At 70.9% G+C, this 20,310-nt stretch carries 9 protein-coding genes; 5 read left to right on the plus strand and 4 right to left on the minus strand.

All coding sequences use genetic code 11. From position 1 onward, the window contains the following. Positions 1-55: 55 nt before the first annotated feature. Both JOD54_RS17305 and JOD54_RS17310 read right to left on the minus strand, forming a co-directional pair. The gene (locus JOD54_RS17305; protein WP_204451521.1) at positions 56-598 is read right to left on the minus strand and encodes an RICIN domain-containing protein; all 543 of its coding nucleotides are present in this window, start codon (positions 596-598) and stop codon (positions 56-58) included. A gap of 186 nt (positions 599-784) precedes the next feature. Next, complete coding sequence (locus JOD54_RS17310) at positions 785-1,003, minus strand: hypothetical protein (protein WP_204451522.1); 219 nt, start codon at positions 1,001-1,003, stop codon at positions 785-787. Between the two features lie 404 nt (positions 1,004-1,407). Between JOD54_RS17310 and JOD54_RS17315 the strand changes: the two genes are divergently transcribed. The 3 genes from JOD54_RS17315 (at position 1,408) to JOD54_RS17325 (ending at position 10,265) form a co-directional block, all read left to right on the plus strand. Further along, positions 1,408-3,255 carry a S8 family peptidase gene (locus JOD54_RS17315; RefSeq protein WP_204451523.1) on the plus strand — a complete coding sequence of 616 codons (1,848 nt, stop codon included), beginning with the start codon at positions 1,408-1,410 and terminating at the stop codon, positions 3,253-3,255. Between the two features lie 338 nt (positions 3,256-3,593). Next, positions 3,594-9,842, plus strand: a complete 6,249-nt coding sequence (locus tag JOD54_RS17320) for a DUF6973 domain-containing protein (protein ID WP_204451524.1) — start codon at positions 3,594-3,596, stop codon at positions 9,840-9,842. Next, positions 9,843-10,265 carry a hypothetical protein gene (locus JOD54_RS17325; protein WP_204451525.1) on the plus strand — a complete coding sequence of 141 codons (423 nt, stop codon included), beginning with the start codon at positions 9,843-9,845 and terminating at the stop codon, positions 10,263-10,265. Positions 10,266-10,326: 61 nt separating this feature from the next. On the opposite strand, the gene JOD54_RS35075 is transcribed toward JOD54_RS17325, so the two are convergent. Beyond that, positions 10,327-12,840 (minus strand): helix-turn-helix transcriptional regulator, encoded by a 2,514-nt coding sequence (locus JOD54_RS35075; RefSeq protein ID WP_204451526.1) that lies wholly within the window; start codon positions 12,838-12,840, stop codon positions 10,327-10,329. 222 nt (positions 12,841-13,062) lie between these two features. On the opposite strand from JOD54_RS35075, the gene JOD54_RS17335 reads away from it, so the two are divergent. Both JOD54_RS17335 and JOD54_RS17340 read left to right on the plus strand, forming a co-directional pair. Next, entirely contained in the window at positions 13,063-14,637 is a 1,575-nt protein-coding gene (locus JOD54_RS17335; RefSeq protein ID WP_204451527.1) for a S8 family peptidase, read from the plus strand. Continuing rightward, positions 14,619-16,454 carry a trypsin-like serine protease gene (locus JOD54_RS17340; protein WP_204451528.1) on the plus strand — a complete coding sequence of 612 codons (1,836 nt, stop codon included), beginning with the start codon at positions 14,619-14,621 and terminating at the stop codon, positions 16,452-16,454. Before JOD54_RS17335 ends, JOD54_RS17340 begins: the two co-directional genes overlap by 19 nt. A 910-nt stretch (positions 16,455-17,364) precedes the next feature. Here JOD54_RS17340 and JOD54_RS17345 read toward each other — a convergent pair. After that, the gene (locus JOD54_RS17345) at positions 17,365-20,202 is read right to left on the minus strand and encodes a helix-turn-helix transcriptional regulator (protein ID WP_204451529.1); all 2,838 of its coding nucleotides are present in this window, start codon (positions 20,200-20,202) and stop codon (positions 17,365-17,367) included. Positions 20,203-20,310: the final 108 nt, after the last annotated feature.

Raw genomic sequence — 20,310 nt, forward strand, 5'->3', positions numbered from 1 at the left:
GGAGCACGCAGACGGGGCAGGCACCGGGTGGGTGTCTGCCCCGTGGGGTGTGGGACTACTCGAACTCCCACCACTGCTGCGGCTGGAAGTTCTTGGCCCACAGCTGCGCCTTCGCGCCGTTGCCGCCGTGGGAGACGTCCCGGTCGACGACGGTGTTCTTGCCGTTGAAGAAGCGGCCGTTGTAGATGGCCAGGTCGTCGTAGTAGCGGAGCCACTTCTGCTGGTCGGAACTGTTGCAGGTCCACAGCTGCAGCTTGGTCCCGTTGGCGCCACCGCCGTTGAGGTCGGCGTCGAGGCACGCCCAGAACTTCTTGTTGATGAGCTGCTTGTTCTCGAAGTCGAGCAGCCACTGCTGCTGGTCAGAGCCGTTGCAGTCCCACAGCTGCACCTTGGTCCCGTTGGCCCCGCCGCCGTTGAGGTCGGCGTCGAGGCACTGGTTCTGGCTGCCGTAGAGGCTCCGGATCTGGATCCACTCCGCCGTCGCGGAAACCTCGGGTGCCGGGCGGTTCGGCGTGGTCGAGGCGTTGGCCGGTGTGGCTGTCAGCAGCAGCGGGGCCGCCGCCGCGATCGTGATGAGTGTCCTCAGGGATCTCCGCACGGGTTCTCCTGTCACATGACGGCCACCGACCCGCGCCGACATCGCGGCGCGTCACCTCCGGTGGCCTTCTCCCCAGTGGGCGGGCGGTCGCGCCCGACCCGGTTCGATCGTAAGCAGGAGAATCACCGTGGATCAATTGGCGCCGGGTGTTTCCGCCGGTTCCCTGAGAGAACTGTCATTCGGCCGCTACCGGGCCTCGACCACCCACCACTGCTGCGGCAGGAAGTTCTTGGCCCACAGTTGCGCCCTGGCGCCGTTGCCCGGTTGGTTGGCGTCCCGGTCGACGACGGTGTTGTCGTTGTTGCTGAAGCGGATGTTGTAGAGGGCCACGTCGCCGCCGCCGTTGAGGTCGGCGTCGAGGCGCCGGTCCTTGTTGCCGTAGAGGCTGCGGAAGCGAACCCACACGGCCGCGGCGGGCGCCGCGGTCGACTTGCCGGATTTGAGCGTGGCGCCGATCGGAAGGCGCTCGGCTGTCGGGGACGCTCCGCTCGGGGTGGTGCGCAGGGAACTGTGAACAGTTAAGAGAGCGTCGGAGGATCGGGAGCCCCTGCGGCACTGGGTTTTTCACCTGTCTGGTTGCCATTGGCCGGTGGGAACCGGTGGGAATGCTGGGAAAGGGATCCGTGATTCGATGCGTACCAGGCGCGGTAGCGGTAGGTAGAGATATCCGTATGGCCACCCCACCTGCGAATATGCGATTTGTGCGATACGTCTTGCTTCCTCGAGTGCGGTACTCGTACGGTGTGCGCGGGTCGGCCGTCCCCTGTGTCCGGCCCGTTCACCCTGCGAAGTGAGGAATTCGGCAACCCATGAGGAAAACAACGCTGAAGGTGGTCGCCGGTGCGGCCGCCGTATCGGGAATGGTCGCGTATTTCGTGACGCCCGCGTTTTCGGCCGAGCAGGCCGAGCAGGCCGCCCAGCCCGCCGCCATCGTGAACGCGAACTCCGCCGACGCGGTGCCCGGCCGCTACATCGTGGTGTTCAAGAGCCAGGGCCAGGGCGTCCAGTCGGCCAGTTCGACCGCCTCCGCGGTGGCCGGGCAGTACGGCGGCACCATCCGGCACACCTACGGCGCCGTGGTCGACGGCTACTCCGCGGCGATGTCGGCCGAGCAGGCGGCGAAGGTCGCGCTCGACCCGAGGGTCGGCTACGTGCAGCAGGTCACCCGCTACACCGTCGCCGACACCCAGAACAACCCGCCGAACTGGGGCGACGACCGCATCGACCAGCGCGACCTGCCGCTCAACAGCGCCTACACCTACCCGAGCAACCCCGGCCAGGGCGCGCGCGTGTACGTGATGGACTCCGGCATCAACGCCGGCCACACCGACTTCACCGGCCGCATCGCCCAGGGCTACGACTTCGTCGACGGCGACAGCACCCCGCAGGACTGCCACGGCCACGGCACGCACGTCGCCGGTACCGCGGCGGGCACCACCTACGGCGTGGCCAAGAAGGCCACCATCGTCGCGCTGCGCGTGCTCGACTGCTCCGGCAGCGCCACCGACGACGACCTGATCGCGGCCATGAACTGGGTCAAGACCAACGCGGTCAAGCCCGCGGTCGTCAACTACAGCATCGGCTGCCGCTCGCGCTGCACCAACCAGACCATCGACAACGCCGTGAAGGCCGTTGTGGACAGTGGTGTGCAGTGGGTCCAGGCGGCGGGCAACTCCAACGACGACGCCTGCTACTACAGCCCGCAGCGCCTCGGCGCGGCGATCACCGTGGGCAACAGCACCAAGACCGACACGCGGCGCAGTGACAGCAACTACGGTTCCTGCCTGGACATCTGGGCGCCGGGCGACAACATCGTGTCCGCGTCCTACAGCAGCAACACCGGCAGCGCCACCATGTCCGGCACCTCGATGGCCTCCCCGCACGTCGCGGGCGCCGCGGCGGTGTACCTGGCGAAGAACACCTCGGCCACCCCGGCGCAGGTGCGCGACGCCCTGGTCACCAACGGTTCCACCAACAAGCTGACCGGCATCAACACCGGTTCGCCGAATGTGTTGCTCTACAGCGGTTTCCTCAACACCGACACCCCCGGTTCGGTCACCGTCGCCAACCCCGGCAACAAGACCGCCACCGTCGGGCAGGCGTTCACCCTGGACAACTCGGCCACCGGCGGCACCGCGCCCTACACCTGGAGCGCGACCGGCCTGCCCGCTGGCCTGTCCATCGCGTCGTCGACCGGCCGCATCTCCGGCACCCCGACCGCCGCGACCACCGCGAACGTCACCGTGACCGCCACCGACGCGGCCAACAAGTCCGGCTCGGCGAGCTTCACCATCACCGTGTCCACCACCGGCGGCTGCGGCGCGGTCACCAACGACACCGACGTCGCGATCCGCGACAACGCCACCGTCGAGAGCCCGGTCACCGTCTCCGGCTGCTCCGGCAACGCCTCCGCGACCGCCTCCGTGGCGGTCAACATCGCCCACACCTACATCGGCGACCTCGTCGTCACCCTCGTCGCCCCCGACGGCAGCACCTACGTCCTGCACAACCGCACCGGCGGCTCGGCCGACAACATCATCAAGACCTACCCGGTCAACCTCTCCGCCGAGGCCAAGAACGGCACCTGGAAACTCCGCGTCGCCGACCAGTACGTCAACGACACCGGCAAGATCGACACCTGGACCCTGACGGTCTGACCCACCCGCGTTGATCGAGATGCCCGGCGAGTCCCACTCGCCGGGCATCTCCGCGTTTGGCCGATCCCCGGGATTGTCTCGATTGTCTAAACTTCGCGTGGAGGACTGACGGGCGCACGGGAATGTTCGACACTGGGCAACGCCGGGACTCGAAGTTGATCGCCTACGTCCACAGTAGAAACATCTACCCCGCGATACCGCTGTGTGGTAGGGGATCCCGCGCGCGATGGCGATTCGCCGCGATTACGCCTTTGGGCGTATTCCCAGCGGCCACCCCGGTCTGGTTGAGTCCAGAACTGCTGTACTCACTGGGGCTCGTGATTTCACTGGGGTGTGAAATGGATCAACGGCTGTCCTACGACGCTGTCCTGATGCCGCGACGCGGCAGATCGGTGCTGGTGCCGATCATCGTGCTTGTTCTGATCTTCTCCGGCCTCACCGCGGTGCGGCCACCCGAAACCGCCGCCGCGCCGTCGCGGCTGCCGAAGGCGGCGCCGGACAAGGTGGTCGGTCACACCGTCCACGTCCCGCCGCCCAGGGCCGCCGCCGCACCGACCGATACCGGTCCGCGCGCGGCCACGGCCTGGCCCGCCGCGGGATCGGCCGAGGTGGTGCTGGGTGCCGACCGGCCGACCGGGCGCGCCGAGCGGGGCAACGCCGCTGAGCGCGCCGCCAGGACCCCCTCGGTTCGCCGGGCCGGTTCCCTGCCGGTCACCATCGCCTCGGGCACCGAGGAGCGGGTCCGGGTCGAGGTCACCGACCAGGCACTCGCGCGCCGCGCTGGCGTGCGTGGCGTCTTGGTCGGCGTGCGCTCCGCCAAGGCCGTCGACTCGGCCACGGTGTCGGTCGACTACGCCTCCTTCCGCCACGCCGGTGGCGCCGACCTGGGCAGTAGGCTGACCCTGGTGCGGCTCCCGGAGTGCGCCCTGACCACCCCGGACGTGCCCGCCTGCCAGGTGCAGACCCCGCTGGCCGCGCGCAACGACTCCGCGGCCCAGTCGGTGTCCGCTGCCGTCCCGGTGCGCGGCACGACGGTGCTGGCCGCCACCGCGAGCGGCTCGGGCGCCAACGGCGCGTTCACCGCCAGCTCGCTCACCCCGGCCACCGCCTGGGGGGTCACCGGCAACTCCGGGGCGTTCACCTGGAGCTACCCGATCGAACTGCCGCCGACCGCGGCGGGTCCCGGCGCGCAGCCCAAGGTCGAGCTGTCCTACAACTCCGCCTCCGTGGACGGGCGCACGTGGGCGACCAACAACCAGAGCTCGTGGGTCGGTCAGGGCTGGGACTACGCGCCCGGATTCGTCGAGCGCACCTATCGCCAGTGCTCCGACGACACCACCCTGCCGCAGGCCCAGCGCACCGGTGACCTGTGCTGGGCGGGCCAGGTCGTCACGATGAACCTCAACGGCCGCTCGACCTCGCTGGTCCGCAACGACGCGGATGGCACGTGGCGTTCGGCCAAGGACGACGGCACCCGCGTCGAGCTGCTCACCGGCGTCAGCAACGGTGCCCGCAACGGTGAGCACTGGCGCATCACGACCACCGATGGCACCCAGTACTACTTCGGCCGCAACGACGGCCCCGGACGCACCACACAGGACACCACCAACTCCACCTGGACCACCCGCGTCTACGGCCCGCGCTCAGGCGACCCCTGCTACAACGCGAGCGGATTCGCCCAGTCCCACTGCGCCCAAGCCTGGCGCTGGAACCTCGACTACGTCGAAGACACCCACGGCAACGCTGCCCTCTACTACTACACGCCCGAAACCAACTTCTACGGCGCCAACAACGGCACCACCGGCATCGCCTACACCCGCGGCGGCACCCTCAAGCGCATCGACTACGGGCTCCGCAAGACCAGCGGTTCGGTCTACGGCGCGGTGGCTCCTGCCCAGGTCGTGTTCGACATCGCCGAGCGGTGCACGCCTTCCGGCGCGATCACCTGCGACCCGGCCCAGTTCACCGCGGCCAACGCGGCGTCGTGGCCGGACACCCCGCAGGACCAGCAGTGCCTCTCCGGCGCGACCTGCAACATCCACTCGCCGACCTTCTGGTCCACCAAGCGGTTGACCACCATCACCACCACGTACGACACCGGTTCCGGTCCGGTCAGGGTCGAGTCGCACGCGCTGACCCAGACGTTCCCCTCGATCGGTGACCCCGAGCTGCGGCTGGACCAGATCGTGCGCACCGCCTACGACGCCGCCCAGGTCGGTACGGCGCTGCCGCCGGTGACCTTCACCAGCCAGCTGCTGGACAACCGGGTCAGTGGCTACAACGGACAGTCCGCCATGGCGCACTGGCGGTTGACCACCGTAGGCACCGGCACGGGTGGCCGCGTCCAGGTGTCCTACCTGCCGACCGAGTGCACCGCGACCACGGTCCCGACCGACCTGGCGAACAACACCAAGCGCTGCTTCCCGGTGTACTGGACGCTCCCGCTCAACCAGAACCCCACCCTGGACTTCTTCCACATCCACCCGGTGTCGCGCGTCGAGGTGCAGGACGCCAACGCCATCTCGCCGACCGGTCGCACGGACTACGCCTACCTGGGCACCCCCGCCTGGCACTTCGACGACAACGAGCTCGTCAAGCCCGCCAACCGCACCTACGGCCAGTTCCGCGGCTACGCCCAGGTCGAAACCCGCACCGGCAACCCGGCCAACCTCACCGACGGCGTCGCCGACCAGCAAACCCTCACCAAGACCACCTACCTGCGCGGCATGCACGGCGACACGCTGCCCGGCAACCAGCAGCGCACGGTCTCGGTCACCAACTCCCTCAACGAGTCCGTGGTGGACGACAACCTCTTCGCCGGTGGTGAACTGGAAACCCAGACCTACCTGGGTTCCGGCGGCACCCGCCTCACCTCGACCCTGACCGAGCCGGTCAAGGTCGCCACCACCGCCACCCGCGCTCGCACCGGGTTGTCCGCGGCGACCGCCGACATCGTCGCGATCAACCGCACCCGGACCATCACCGACCTCGCCGCGGGTGGCACCCGGGTGACCTCATCGGTCAACCGCTACGACGCGATCGGCCGCAAGGTGTCCACAACGGACTCCGCGACCGGTTTGCCGGACAAGTGCACGACGACCTCCTACGCCGACAACACCACGTCGTGGATCCGTGGTCGGGTCGCCGAGGTCCAGCAGTCCTCGGTGGCGTGCCCCACGTCCGGACCGGTCGTCGCGCCCAGCCCGGTCGTCGCGGCCGAGCGCACCTACTACGACGGCCAGGGCACCCTCGGTGCCGTCTCCGGAGCGGGTGACGCGACCAGGGGCGACAAGGCCACCGCCAACACCGGGGGGTCGCTCACCTTCGCCACGGTGTCGACCGCGCAGTTCGACGCCTCGGGTCGTCCGGTGTCCCAGAAGGACGCTCTCAACCGCGAGACGAAGACGGCGTACACCCCGGCCGATGGCGGGATCGTCGCACAGGTCGTCACCACCAACCCGAAGAACCAGACCACCACGACCACCCTCGAGCCGAGCCGGTCGAACACCACCAAGGCCGTGGACGTCGGCAACCGCGCCACCGAGGCGACCTACGACGTCTTCGGCAGGACCACCGCGGTGTGGAAACCCGGTCGGGTCAAAGCGAACGGCGACGCTGCCAGCGCCTTGTACACCTACCTGGTGCGCGACGACGGTCCGCTCGCCGTCACCACGAAGACCCTGGTCGACTACGGCACCGGGACCAACTACGTCACCTCGGTGACCCTGTACGACGCGCTCGGCAGGGTGAAGCAGACCCAGACCGACGACGTCAGCAACCCCGTCGCGGTCGCCAACCGGGTCGTGTCGGAGACCTTCTACGACTCGCACGGCTGGGCCGTTGAATCGCACAACCGCTACGTCACCACCGGTGTACCGAGCACAACTCTGGTGACCGCGCCGGACGCCTCGGTCGACGACCGGACCGTCACCGGCTTCGACAACAGCGGTCGGGTCGTGCGCGTGGTGTCGCACCAGGGGCTGACCGCGAAGGCGACGACCACCACCGTCTACGGCGGCGACCGGGTGACCACCATCCCGCCGACCGGTGGTGTCACGAAGATGGTCGTCTCCGATGCCCTGGGCAGGAAGTCGGAGATCCGCGAGTACAGTGCCGCGCCGACGGTGACCGGCAACGTCGTCAGCGGTGGAACGAGCCGCAACTCGGCGTTCGAGTACGACGCGCTCGGCAACGTGGCGCGCGCGACGGACGGCGCGGGCAGCCAGTGGGTGTACGCCTACGACTTCCTCGGTAGGCAGACCGGCCTGACCGACCCGGACGCGGGCCAGGCAGGCCTCGCGCTGGACCCCGCGGGCCAGATCACCTCGACCACGGACGGTCGTGGCCAGGTGCTCAGCTTCGACTACGATGTCCTCGGGCGAAAGACCGCCGAGTACAGCGGGGTCGGGCCGGGGCGGACGATGCTGGCGTCGTGGGTGTTCGACACGGCGACGGCCGGTGTCGGCAAGCTCCACTCCTCGACCCGCTACACCCCGTCCGGCAACTACCAGGTGGGCGTGTCCGGGTACAACTCGGTCGGCCTGCCCACCAACAAGGTCGTCTCCGTGCCCGCCGCGGAGACCGGGCTCAACGGTTTCCACACGACGACCTACTCGTACACCACGACCGGCCAGCTGACCGGGACGGCCTTGCCGACCAAGGGCGGGTTGCCCGGCGAGGCGCTGACGTTCGTGGTCAACAAGTACGGCAAGGAGTCGCAGACCCGCAGCGGCGTGTGGGACTACGTGTCCGACTCTGTCTACACCGCCGCGGGTGAGGCCTCGGAGTACTCGCTCAGCTCGGGCAACAACGCGGGCAAGCTCACCTACGAACGCGACCCGCGCACCCACGTCGTCAACCACACCAACCTGTCGGTGCAGGCGGCCACCCCGCTGGTCGACGACCTGCGCTACACCCGTGACCCGGCGGGCAACCTCACCAAGGTCGTCAACGCCCGCCCGGCCAACACCCGCACGCAGTGCTTCGGCTACGACTCGCTCAACCGGCTCGACAACGCGTGGACCGCCACCGACGGCTGCGCGGCCCAACCGAGCGGCTCGACCGTCGGCGGCCCGGACCCGTACTGGACTTCGTGGACGTTCAGCGCGGTCGGCCTGCGGACCGGTCAGACCAAGCACGGGATCGGCCAGGGCGACACCACGACCACCTACACCTACCCGGCCGCGAACGCCGCACGACCGCACGCGGTGACCTCGACCTCGACCACCGGACCCGGTGGCACGGTCGGCGCGAGCTACGGCTACGACAACGCGGGCAACGCCACCACCCGCGGTGCGCACACCCAGACCTGGAACGAGAACGGGAAGCTGGCCCAGGTCCAGTCCCCGGCGGGCACCACGTCGTACGTCTACGACGCCGACGGAAACCAGTTGCTCCGCCGCGACCCCGGGAAGGTGACGCTCTACCTGCCCGGTCAGGAATGGGCTCGCGACACCGCGACCGGCACGATCACCGGTACCCGCTACTACACCCACAACGGCACCGTCGTGGCCCGCCGCGTCGGCTCCGGCAACCCCGCGTACCTGTCCTCCGACCAGCACGGCACCACCCAGGTCTCGGTCTCGGCCGTCGGCTTCGCGGTGACCAGGCGCGAGGTGGACCCGTACGGCAACCAGGTCGGCGCCGTCCAGGGTGGACCGTGGGCGGACAACCACGGGTTCCTCGACAAGCCGACCTCGGCCGCCACCGGTCTGGTCGACATCGGGGCGCGCAAGTTCGACCCCGAGCTCGGTAGGTTCATCTCCGTCGACCCGGTGTTCAACCACGAGGACCCGAGCTCCTGGACCGGCTACACCTACGCCAACGACAACCCGACCACCCACTCCGACCCCACCGGGTTGTTCTGCGACGGCTGCGGCCTCGACACCGTCGCGGGCAGCACCGTCGGGTGCTCCCTGTCCACCGGCCGCGTCTGCCGCAGTGAAGCGGAGGAGAAGGCCGCGTGGAAGAAGGAGATGGCCGACCGCCGCAAGGCGGAGTTGCGCAACATCCGCAACCGCTACCAGGTGGCACCCGACCCGAAGGGCAAGGTGAAGTACCGGGGCAGCGGGCTCGCCGGACTGGCCGCGCGGCTGACGGGAGTGAAAGAGCAGGAAGTGGCCCACAGCGAGATGGTCATCTTGTCGAACATGTCCTTGTCGGAGACGAACACCTTCCACTCCATCTTCAAGAAGACCCTGTGGATGGGCAAGCACGCCTACGAGGGCAGGGGCGAGACCGACGGGCACGCGGACGCGTTCCGGCACATGTACTGGAACGCGATGATGTCCCGCCAGTTCGGTGAGCAGTGGACCATCGAGTACACCACCGCCCACGAACGCAAACCGGATGCCAACAAGGTCGCCATGGCCATGGACCTCTACAACAACGAGCAGGGGCGGCGGATCGCGCGGGAGAACCCGCACGCCTCGGAGCAGCAGCTGGTCAAGATCATCGACAAGGCCATCCGCGACGGCGAGGCGGTGGTGATCCACGAGAAGGATCTCGCTTACAGTAACGACAACGGCGGGCCCGGTGTGCCGTCCGGGATCGGGACGTACGAGGTCAACTACCAGGACGGGTACTAGATGCGAAAGCCCATGGTGTTCTCGTCCTTCGTGCTGGCGCTGCTGGTCACCGCGGTGGCCTGCGGTGCGGCGGAGGTGCCGGTGGGGCACGAGGACGCGGTGGACACCCGGTTCACCGAGTCGCTCGCCGCGAGAGCGGACCGGCCGCTGACCGAGTTCGTCGGCCGCGACTGGGACCTCGTCCACGTCTTCCCGTTGGAGACCGCCACGAAGGAGAGCGTGGAGGCTGAGGTCGGCACGCCGCTGGACTTGCCGGACTACTACCTGGGCAAGGGCGGCACGCTGTTGGTGTTCAAGTCCGGCGGCGAGGTGGTGCGGGCGCTGGAGGTGCACTCGATCACGCTCGGCCCTGGCACCTTCGACCGCGACGCCCACGTCGACTACGACGAGCGCGACGAGTACTTGCACCTGCTCGACCGCTGATCACGTGCGGTGACGCTGACCGCCCCACCGGGCTCCGGTGGGGCGGTCAGCGCGTTGCGGGTCAACTCGCGGTCGCGGGCATGTCGGCGTAAGTCTTGGTCACCTCGTGGCGGGAGGTGAGGTGGAGTTTGCGCAGGACGTTGGCCACGTGTTGTTCGACTGTGCGGCGGGAGAGGAACAGGACGTCGGCTATGTCTTGGTTGGAGCGGTGTTGGGCCAGCAGTCGGACGACTTCTCGTTCTCGGGGGGAGAGTTGGTCGCCGTAGCTGCGGTGGCCTCGGCGGAGGTGGGGGATCGCGCCGTTGTCCCGCAGGAGTTGGCGGCAGCGGTTGGCGTCCAGGGTCGCGCCGAGGTGGCCGAGGTAGTCGACCAGGGTGAGCAGGTCGGTGGCCGCCGCGGGGGAGGGGAGGCGGCAGCGGGCGGCGGACTCGGTGTGCCGGGTGGCGCTGTAGCGGGGGCTGGAGCGCCTGGCGCGGGTGTAGAACTCGGCGGCGGCCTTCTGGTCGCCTTCGGCTTCGGCGACGAGGGCTTGGCATTCATCGGCCACTGTGGACGGGAGGTTCATGGTCGCCGTGTGGCGCAGGAACTCGGCTGTCAGTTCGCGGGCTTGATCTGCCCGGCCCGCGCGGCGGTGTGCGGTGACGGCGGCTGGGACCACTTCGCCCGCCCAAGCCCAGTTCCCCTTGCAGCGCAGGAGGTCTAGTCCCTGCCGCACGGCTTCTTCGACTTCCTCTGGTCGATCGCGGTGCAACCACATGCGGATCGCCGCCGCGTGCGCTGCCAGTACCACCGGCACGCTCGCGTCCGCGGGGATCGCGGCCAGGTTCTCCTCCGCCGCGCTCCAGTCGCCCGTTGCCAGTGCCAGCCAAGCCAGCACGAGCGACCCCTCGGCGGTACCGGAAGAAGCCGCCCGTTCGGCCAAGCCGCTCCACTGTCCACTGTGGAAGTCCAACACCAGCTCGACCGGGCTCCCAGCACGCGCGTGCTCGCGCGCCAACCCGTGGTGCCCCGTCCACGCCGCCGCCTCGGCGACCGCGGGACTCGGCTCGGGCACCATCGCGATCATGTCCCACGCGACCGGGTCGGCGGTGTGCAGCCGGTTGGCCGCCACAGCGGGCAGCAGCGGGCCCCTGATGTGCGCCGCCGCGGCCAGCACCCGCTCGGCCCGGTCCATCCACACCACGTTCTCCGCCACCGGCCGCCGCCCCAGCGTTGGCGTCGCCAGCACCACCATCCCCCTGGCCGCCGACTCCTCCGGCAGGTCCGCCACCGCCCGCTCCACCTCGGCGACCCCCTCGACGGCCCCGCCGCGCACCAGCAGCAGGCCCCGCCCCAGCCGCACCTGCGCCCTGGCCGCGTCGGTCAACCGGTCGTCGAGGACCAGTCGCGTCAACACCGGGAGACCTTCCGTGTCGACCTCGCGCGCGTACCTGACCGCCAACCGGCACAGGTCCTGCGCGGGCACCGCCGGTTCGGCCAGCACCCCGGCCAGCGCGTCGACGGTCCCCACCGCCTCCGCGTGCGCCACCCAGTCACCCAGCCGACCGGCCAACCTCGCGTGCTCGGCCAGCACCCGCCCGTCGATCCCCGGCACCCCGCGCAACGCCCGCAGCGCACGCCGGTGCAGTTCGATCCGTTCGAGGCCGGTCAGCCCGTCGCGCAGCACCCGCTGGTACACCCCGTTCGCCACGGCGAACGCGTCCGGTCCGTGCTCGGCCAGCGCCCCCGCCCGCAACGCGGCCACCACCGCGTCCCGGCCACCGGACACCCCACCTACCCGCGCCAGCACCTGCGCCGAGGTGGGCACGCCGACCACCGCGGCCGCCACGACCACCGCCCGCGCGTCGGCCCCCGCGCCCGCGAGCCGCGCTTCGAGGTCGTCACCAGCCGCCGCGGGCACCGAGACGCCACCGCGCACCGTGGCCGCCACGAGGTAGGGAACCCCGCCCGTGTGCGCCAGCAGCGCGTCGACGTCCTCCAAGTCGACGTGTTCGAGGAGGTCCTCGCGCGTCAAAGGCCCGAGGTCGACCCGGGTACCCGGCACCCCGCACCGCCCCGGTCGGTAGGTGAGCACCACCGTCACTCGATCCGCCGCGGTGCTGATGAGGAAGCGCAGCAACGCATTGGTGTCCGCGTCCGCCCAGTGCGCGTCCTCGACCACCAGCAGCACCGGACCGCTCGCGACCAGCAACTCCCGCATCGCGCGCAGCACCAGGTGCCGGTCGGTGGGGTCGGCCACGCAGTCCGGTACCGGCGGCAGGGACTCGGCGACCTCCGGGAGCAGCGGGCGCAGCACCCCGGTGATCGGGTTGAGCGGCGCGGACCCGTGCCCGGCCACCACCGCGCGCAGACCGTCGACCACCGGCCCGAACGCGAACGCCCCCACCGGCGGCGGCTGGCACACCCCGCGCACCACCCGCCGCCCGCGCACCGCCGGGTCCGCGACCAGTTCGTCGACGAACCGGGTCTTGCCGTAGCCCGCCTCGCCGACCACGTGCAGCGCCCCGCCCTCCCCGCGCACCGCGTCGACCGCCGCCGCGAGTTCGGCCCGCCGCCCCATCAGCACACTGGTCACCGCATTCCCCTTTCCGCGATTCTCCGGGCATTTCCGAGCCTACGTAGGTAGCCCGGTAGCGGGCGGTACGGCGATTAAATGGGTATCTCCACTTAATGGCGTGCGGATTGGCGCGCGGGTCCGTTCGGGGAAGGTGGGTGCCGGTGGTCGCCCGTTCCACACCCTGCTCGCGACCACTCGCCACAGGTGGCACCGCCCCTGGGCGCGGTGAATGGAGTTTCCATGAATTACAGGCATTTGACGCGGCTTCTCGCCGTGACGGGCGTGGTGGCGGGCGCGGCGCTCGCCGTCGCGGTCGCCCCCGCGCTCGCCGCACCGGCCGAGGGACCGATCCGCAGCGCCGGTGTCCCCGGCTCGGTCTCCGGTAGCTACATCGTGGTGCTCAAGGACGTCGCGGGCGCCCAGGCGGTCAACAGCGTGTCGGCCGACCTGACCGCCCAGTACGGCGGCCAGCGGAAGCTGACCTACTCCGCCGCGCTGAGCGGGTTCTCGGTGTCGATGTCCGAGCAGCAGGCCCGCAGGCTGGCGGCCGACCCGAAGGTCGCCTACGTCGAGCAGGACGGCACCGCGCACGGCTTCGGCGAGCAGCCGAACCCGACCTGGGGCCTCGACCGCATCGACCAGCGCAACCTGCCCGCGGACAGCAAGTACGCCTACCCCAACGACGGCGACGGCGCGACCGTCTACGTCGTGGACACCGGCGTCTACCGCGGCCACTCGGACTTCGGCGGCCGCGTCACCTCCGGGCGCGACTTCATCGACAACGACGCCGACGCCTCCGACTGCCACGGCCACGGCACGCACGTCGCGGGCACCGTCGGCAGCGCCACCTACGGCGTGGCGAAGAAGGTCAAGATCGTCGCCGTCCGCGTCCTGGACTGCCAGAGCTCCGGCCAGTGGTCGCAGATCATCGGCGGCTTCGACTGGGTCGCGGCCAACGCGGGCGCCAACTCGGTGATGACCGCCAGCCTCGGCGGCAGCTCCAACTCCTCGGTCGACGACGCGGTGGCCAAGGTCGTGCAGAAGGGCATCACCTCCACCATCGCCGCGGGCAACAACAACGGCGACGCCTGCCAGACCAGCCCGGCCCGCACCCCCAGCGCGATCACCGTCGGCGCCTCCGACAACGCCGACAAGCGCTCGCTGTGGACCAACGGCCAGGGCTCGAACTACGGCAGCTGCGTGGACCTGTTCGCCCCGGGCACCAACATCCTCTCGACGCTGCAGAACGGCTCGTCCGGGACGATGTCGGGCACCTCGATGGCCACCCCGCACGTCGCGGGCGCCGCGGCGCTGTACCTGACCGCCAAGCCGGGCAGCACCCCCTCGCAGGTCACCCAGGCGCTGCTCGCGGCGACCACCCCGGACAAGATCTCCGACCCCAAGGGTTCGCCGAACAAGCTGCTCTACGTCAAGGAGCTCGGCGGCGGCACCCCGCCCAACCCGGGCACCTGCAACCCGCAGACCAGCTCCGGCGCCGTCGCCATCCCCGACGCCGGGTCCGCGGACTCCCCGGTGACCATGGCCAACTGCACCGGCAACGCCTCGTCCTCGACCACGGTCAAGGTCGACATCGACCACAGCTTCACCGCCGACCTCGCGGTGTCGCTGGTCGGCCCGTCCGGCGCGGTGTTCCAGCTGCGGCCCTCCGGCGGCATGGGTGACGGCAACGGCATCCACACCACCTACACCGTCAACGCCTCCGGCGAGGCCAAGAACGGCACCTGGAAGCTGCGCGTCGCCGACGTGTACCGCTTCGACACCGGTTCCATCACCTCGTGGACGCTGACCCCGTGACCGCGCCTGACCTGGAGAAGACGATGTTGAGATCCAAGCGTTCCGTGCGCATCGGCGCGGTCGCTGTCGGTGTCGCGGTCAGCGCGCTCGCGGTCGTCGCGGTCGCCAGCGCCGCCCCCGCCAACGCCAAGGCGGCCACCTTCGAGGGCGACACCCCGGTGCCCGCCCCCGACGCCACCGCCCAGATCTACAAGGGCGTCAACGCGACCCTGTCGGACTACCCGGCGGTCATCGGCGCGCTGCGCGAGGGCGGCTCCCGCCCCAAGGGCCAGTCCTGCACCGGCTCGGTCGTGGGCAAGCGCAGCATCCTCGTCGCCGCGCACTGCTACGACCTCGCGGGCACGAAGACGTTCCTCTACGGCCTCGACGACCTGTCCGTCGGCACCGGCACCACGCTGACGGTGAAGTCCTACGAGAAGCACCCGAAGTACGTCAACTTCGACCAGGGCTACGACGTGGCCGTGGTGACCACCAACGAGGACATCCCGCTCTCGCAGGACAAGTGGGCCAAGTTCGCCACCTCCGCCGACGCGGGCAACGTCTGGAAGGTCGGTGACTCGGCACTGAGCATCGGCTACGGCAAGAAGACCCACGACGACGTCCCCGCCGACGTGTCGCTGGACAAGCAGAACTTCCCGATCGTCAACGGCGACTCGGTCTGCCAGGGCGTCGGCGCCGGGTTCAAGTCCGCGTACATGATCTGCGCGGGCTACCCCGACGGCCGTTCGACGATCCTGCCCGGCGACAGCGGCGGCCCGCTGGTGGTCAACGGCAGGCTCGTCGGCGTCGCGTCGTGGAGCCGCTCGGACTTCAAGTGGTACGGCATCTGGGCCCGGCTCGACAACGAGATGGGCGACTGGGTCAAGGAGAAGGTCGGCTCGACCACCCCGCCGACCACCGAGTTCGGCGTCGCGGTGAACCCCTCCTCGGTGCGGGTCAACGCGGGCTCCAGCGGGTCGGTCGCGGTCAACACGACCGCCGGGTCGACGCCGGAGGACGTGGCGCTGTCGGTGACCGGCCAGCCCTCCGGGGTCGAGGCGGTCTTCCAGCCGACGTCGATCAAGACCGGTGAGGGCGCCAAGCTCTCGCTCAGCGTGGCCTCCGGCACCCCGGACGGCACGCACACGCTGACCGTCACCGGCAAGACCGCGTCGGGCACCAAGCAGGCCAACCTGACCCTCACCATCGGCCAGGGCGGCCCCGGCGGCGAGTTCGGCCTCGGCGTCAGCCCCGCCGCGCTCAAGGTCGACCCGGGCAAGAACGCGTCGACCAACATCACGAGCACGGTCGGCGGCGGTGGCGCGGTGACCGTGTCGCTGTCGGCCAGCGGCCTGCCCTCGGGCGCCGAGGCGGTCTTCCAGCCCACCTCGATCACCTCCGGCCAGACCGGCAAGCTCACGGTCACCACGACGTCGAGCACCCCCAAGGGCGAGTACCGGGTCACCATCACCGGCACCTCGGGCTCGGTCAGCAAGCAGGCCACCCTCACCCTGACCGTCGGCGACGGCGGCCAGGAACCCCCCACCGGTGGCCTCACGGTGACCCTGTCCCCGTCCTCGGGCACGGTCGCCAAGGGCGGCGCGGCCTTCCCGCAGATCCGCGTGACCGGCGGCACCGGCCAGGTAACCCTCTCCACCAGCGGTGTCCCCTCGGGCGTCACCGCGCAGCTGGTCCCCGCGACCATCAGCGGTAGCCAGACCTCGATGTTGTTCCTGACCGCCTCCTTCTCCGCGGCCCCAGGTACCTACACCATCAAGGTCACAGCCACCGGCGGCGGCAAGACGGGCAGTGCGAACTACACACTGACCGTGCGGTAACCGCCGCGAGGTGATCGCGTTCGACGGGCCGGGTGGGAGGCTGCAGGACCTCCCGCCCGGCCCTGCCCCTTTCCCGGGGAGGAGCCGGAGTTGTCCACACCCGACCAGTCACCCACCCCGCCGCGGCGGCGATCCCCGGTAGGCTGGATACGGGGGCTGCTCCGCCCGCTTTGATCTTGTTCCGGGCCGTTCCGCCCTGGGGAGCCGGAGTTGTCCACAGGCGACTACTCGCCCACCCCGTCCCGAGAGTGATCGCCGGTAGGCTGGTTTCGGGGGCTGCTCGACTCGTTTTGATCTTGTTCCGGTCTGCGCCCGAGCGCCCGCGGGTGGTCGCCCCTGGTAGGTCGGGCAGCTCTCGCGGGAACCGCGTTGTCGGGCCGGAGCTGCTCTTGGGAACCGCGGTTGTCCGCAGCCGACCAGTCGCCCACCCCGTCCCGGATGCGATCCCCGGCAGGCTGGATCCGGGGACCTGCTCCACTCGATTGGATCTTGTCCCGCTCCGAGCGCCCGCGGGTGGTCGCCCCGGCGGGTCGGGCAGCTCTCGTGGGAACCGCGTTGTCCGGCCGGCCGGAGTTGCTCTTGGCACCCCCGGTTGTCCACAGGCGGCCAGTCGCCCGCCCCGCCGCGGCGGCGATCCCCGGTAGGCTGGTTTCGGGGGCTGCTCAGCTGCCTTTGATCTTGTACTGGGCCGCTCCGAGCCGCGGGTGGTCGCCCCGGCGGGTCGAGTAGCTCTCGCGGGAACCGCGTTTGTCGGGCCGGAGTTGCTCTCGGCAGCCGCAGTTGTCCACAGGCCACCAGTCGCCCACCCCGTCCCGGCGGCGATCACCGATAGGCTGGAAACCGGGGCTGCTCTGCTCGCTTTGATCTTGAGGCGCGTTCGGTTGATCCCCGAAGCCCCCAACCCCGGTGCCTAGGACTCGCCCGCTTCGAAGGCGGCCCGCGAGCTCAAGCCCAGTTTCCGCATCGCCTTGGCCACGTGGTGTTCCACGGTGCGCGGCGACAGATAAAGCTCCTGCGCGATCTGCCGGTTCGTGCGCCCCGCCGCGACCAGGTCCACGACTTCGCGCTCCCTGGGCGACAGGTCGTCCCCGTACCCCTTGCGCCCGCGCGGCGTTCCCCGGCGGAACCGGCGGGCGATCTGGCGGCAGCGGGCTTCGTCCCGGGTCGCGCCGAGGTCGGCGAAGACCGTGGTCGCCGTCGTGAGGTGGCGGGTGGCGGTGGCGGTGTCGCCGAGGTCGAGGGCGCAGCGGGCGGCGGCTTCGAGGGCTGAGGCGCCCGCGTGCGGGTGGGGTAGCGCCGTGTAGTGCTCCCCGGCCGCGGCGTACTGGGCGACCGCTTCCTCTTGGCACCCCCGGGCGGCCGCCAGGACGCCCCGGGCCAGTTCGGCGCCCGCGGTGGCCAATGGCGCGTCTCGTCCCGCGATGCCCGCCACGTATTCGTCCACCAGGTCCGCCGCATCCGCGATCCGTCCGCTGCGGACGAGGGCACGGGTCGCCCACGGCGCCAATTCCGCGGCCCACACCCAATTCCCTTTATTGCGCACTTCGCCGATCGCCCGATCCGCGCCGACCGCCGCAGCGGCTACGTCACCGCGGGCCAGCGCGATCGACAGCCGCCCGGTGGCGACGGCTAAGGACACGGGCGCGTTCTCGGGGGCGGACAGCAGCGCGTCGTCGAGGTGGCGGGCGGCGCGGTCGCGGTCGTCGCGGGCGATGGCCAGCCAGGCGAGGGCCAGGTGCGCGTCGGCGGCCAGGTAGCCCATGTCACCGGCCTGGTCGATCAGGGCGGCCGCCGCGGCGGGCAGGCCGTCCCAGCGGCCCGCGGCGACGTCGAGGCGCAGGCCGGTGCCGGTGGCCAGCATGGACAGGAACGGCACGTCGGCGTCGGCGAGCAGGGAACTCCCCGTCCGCAGGTACTCCCGCGCGGCCCCGTAGTGCCCCAGCCAAGCCGACGCGTCCGCCAGGTTGTTGTACGCCCGGCTCAGCTGCCGTCGCACCCGCGAGGACCGCGCGGACTCCGGCAGAGCCGCCGCCGCTGCCCACATCCGCGGGTCGCCCAGCTGCGCCAGCGCGGTGACCTCGTTGGCCCGCACCGACGCCACCAGCTCCTGGTCGCGCACCCCGTCGAGGACCCGGACCGCTTCGTCGAGCCACCGCAGGTGGAACTCGACCGGGCGGGCGCCGAAGCTGGGGATCGACAGCGCGGCCATGCCCCTGGCCGACAGCAGCGGGCGGTCACCCAGGTCGTGGATGGCGATCTCGATCTCGTTCTGCCCCAGCTCCATCCGGCCCGCCTGGTTCATCAGCAACCGGCCCAGGTTCAGCCGCACCTCCCCGCGCGCGGCCCGCCCCAGCGACCCGTCGCGCAGCAGCGCCCCCAGCCGTTCGACGGTGCCGCTGGTGGCGATCGCGTTGAGCGCGACCCGGCTCAGCCGCACGGCCAGGGTGTTGCGGGCCCGGCTGGGCAGCGCGTCGTCGACCAGCGCGTCCTCCAGCAGTTGCAGCGCCAGCGCGGTGTCGCCGACCTCGGTGGCCTGGTCGACCGCGGCGAGGGTCTTGCGCACCCAGTCGGTGAGCTCGCCCGCGCGCCGGTGGTGGTGGGCCAGGCGGACCACCGGCGGGTCCGCCGCGGCGGCCAGCAGCCGGGCGGCCCTGGCGTGCAGGCGCTGCCGCTGCGGGCCGGGGACGCAGATGTAGGCGGCCTGCCTGGCCAGCGGGTGCCGCAGCGCGTACCGGCCGGTGTCGGTCTCGTGCAGCACCGCGGCGGCCAACGCCCTGGTCAGCGCGGTACCCACCCGGCGGGCGGGCAGACCGGAGACGGTGCCGATCTCCTGCTCGGTCGCGGGCATGTCGAGGACCGCGGCGGCGTGCACCACGGCGGCGACGGTGGGCCCGAGCCGGGCCAGCCGGTCGGACATGGTGTCGCGCAACAGGTCCGGGATGTCGACGAGGTCGAGCACGACCGGCCGCGGCGCGTCGCCGGTCTCGCGGACCTCGCGCAGCACCTCCTCGATCACGAACGGGATCCCGGCCGTGCGGTGGTGCAGCGCGAGCGCGAAGTCCTCGGGGACCTCGGTGCCCAGCAGGTCGGCGGCCAGCGCGGCCACCGGGCCCGGCTCGAGCGGCCGCAGCCGCAGCAGCGAGTTGCGCGCGTCGGCCAGCAGCCGGTAGCCGGACCCGGGCAGCGCCGCGCCCTCCTCCTTGCGGTAGCTGAACACCGCGGACAGCTCCGGCGGCGGGGGACTGGTCAGGAACCGCAGCAGGTCCTGGGTGCCCTCGTCGGCCCAGTGCACGTCCTCGAGCACCAGCAGCGTCGGGCCGTAGGCGGCCAGCAGCTCGCGGACCGCGCGGAACACCCGGTGCCGCTCGATGGCGACGTCACCCCGGTCGAGCTCGGGCGGCAGCAGGTCGGCCAGCTCCGGCAGCAGCGGCCGCAGCGCCCCGGTGACCGGCGGCAACCGGTCGGCGATCCCGGCCAGCAGGTCACCGGTTTCGCGCAGGATGTCGACCACCGGGCCGTAGGGCAGCGGGGTCCGCATCGGTTGGCACGCGCCGACCAGCACCGTGCGCGCCGCCACCTGCGGCAGCCGCAGCAGCTCGCGGACCAGGCGGGTCTTGCCCACCCCCGCCTCGCCCTCCAGCAGCGCCACCGCGGGCGGCCTGCGCACGCAGCCCGCCAGCTCGGCGAGCTCGGTGGCGCGGCCGACGAACAGCGAGGTCGGCAGGCGAACCGGGGGCAACGGGGTCACGTGCGCACGTTACCCGGCGGTCGCCCAACGGCGAAGTACCGCTATTGCCACTTCCGTCCGCCATTGCCATTTCCGGACTTTGAATAGGGGTACCCATCAAACCACTCA

This window comes from Actinokineospora baliensis, assembly GCF_016907695.1.
Taxonomy (GTDB): Bacteria; Actinomycetota; Actinomycetes; order Mycobacteriales; family Pseudonocardiaceae; genus Actinokineospora; species Actinokineospora baliensis.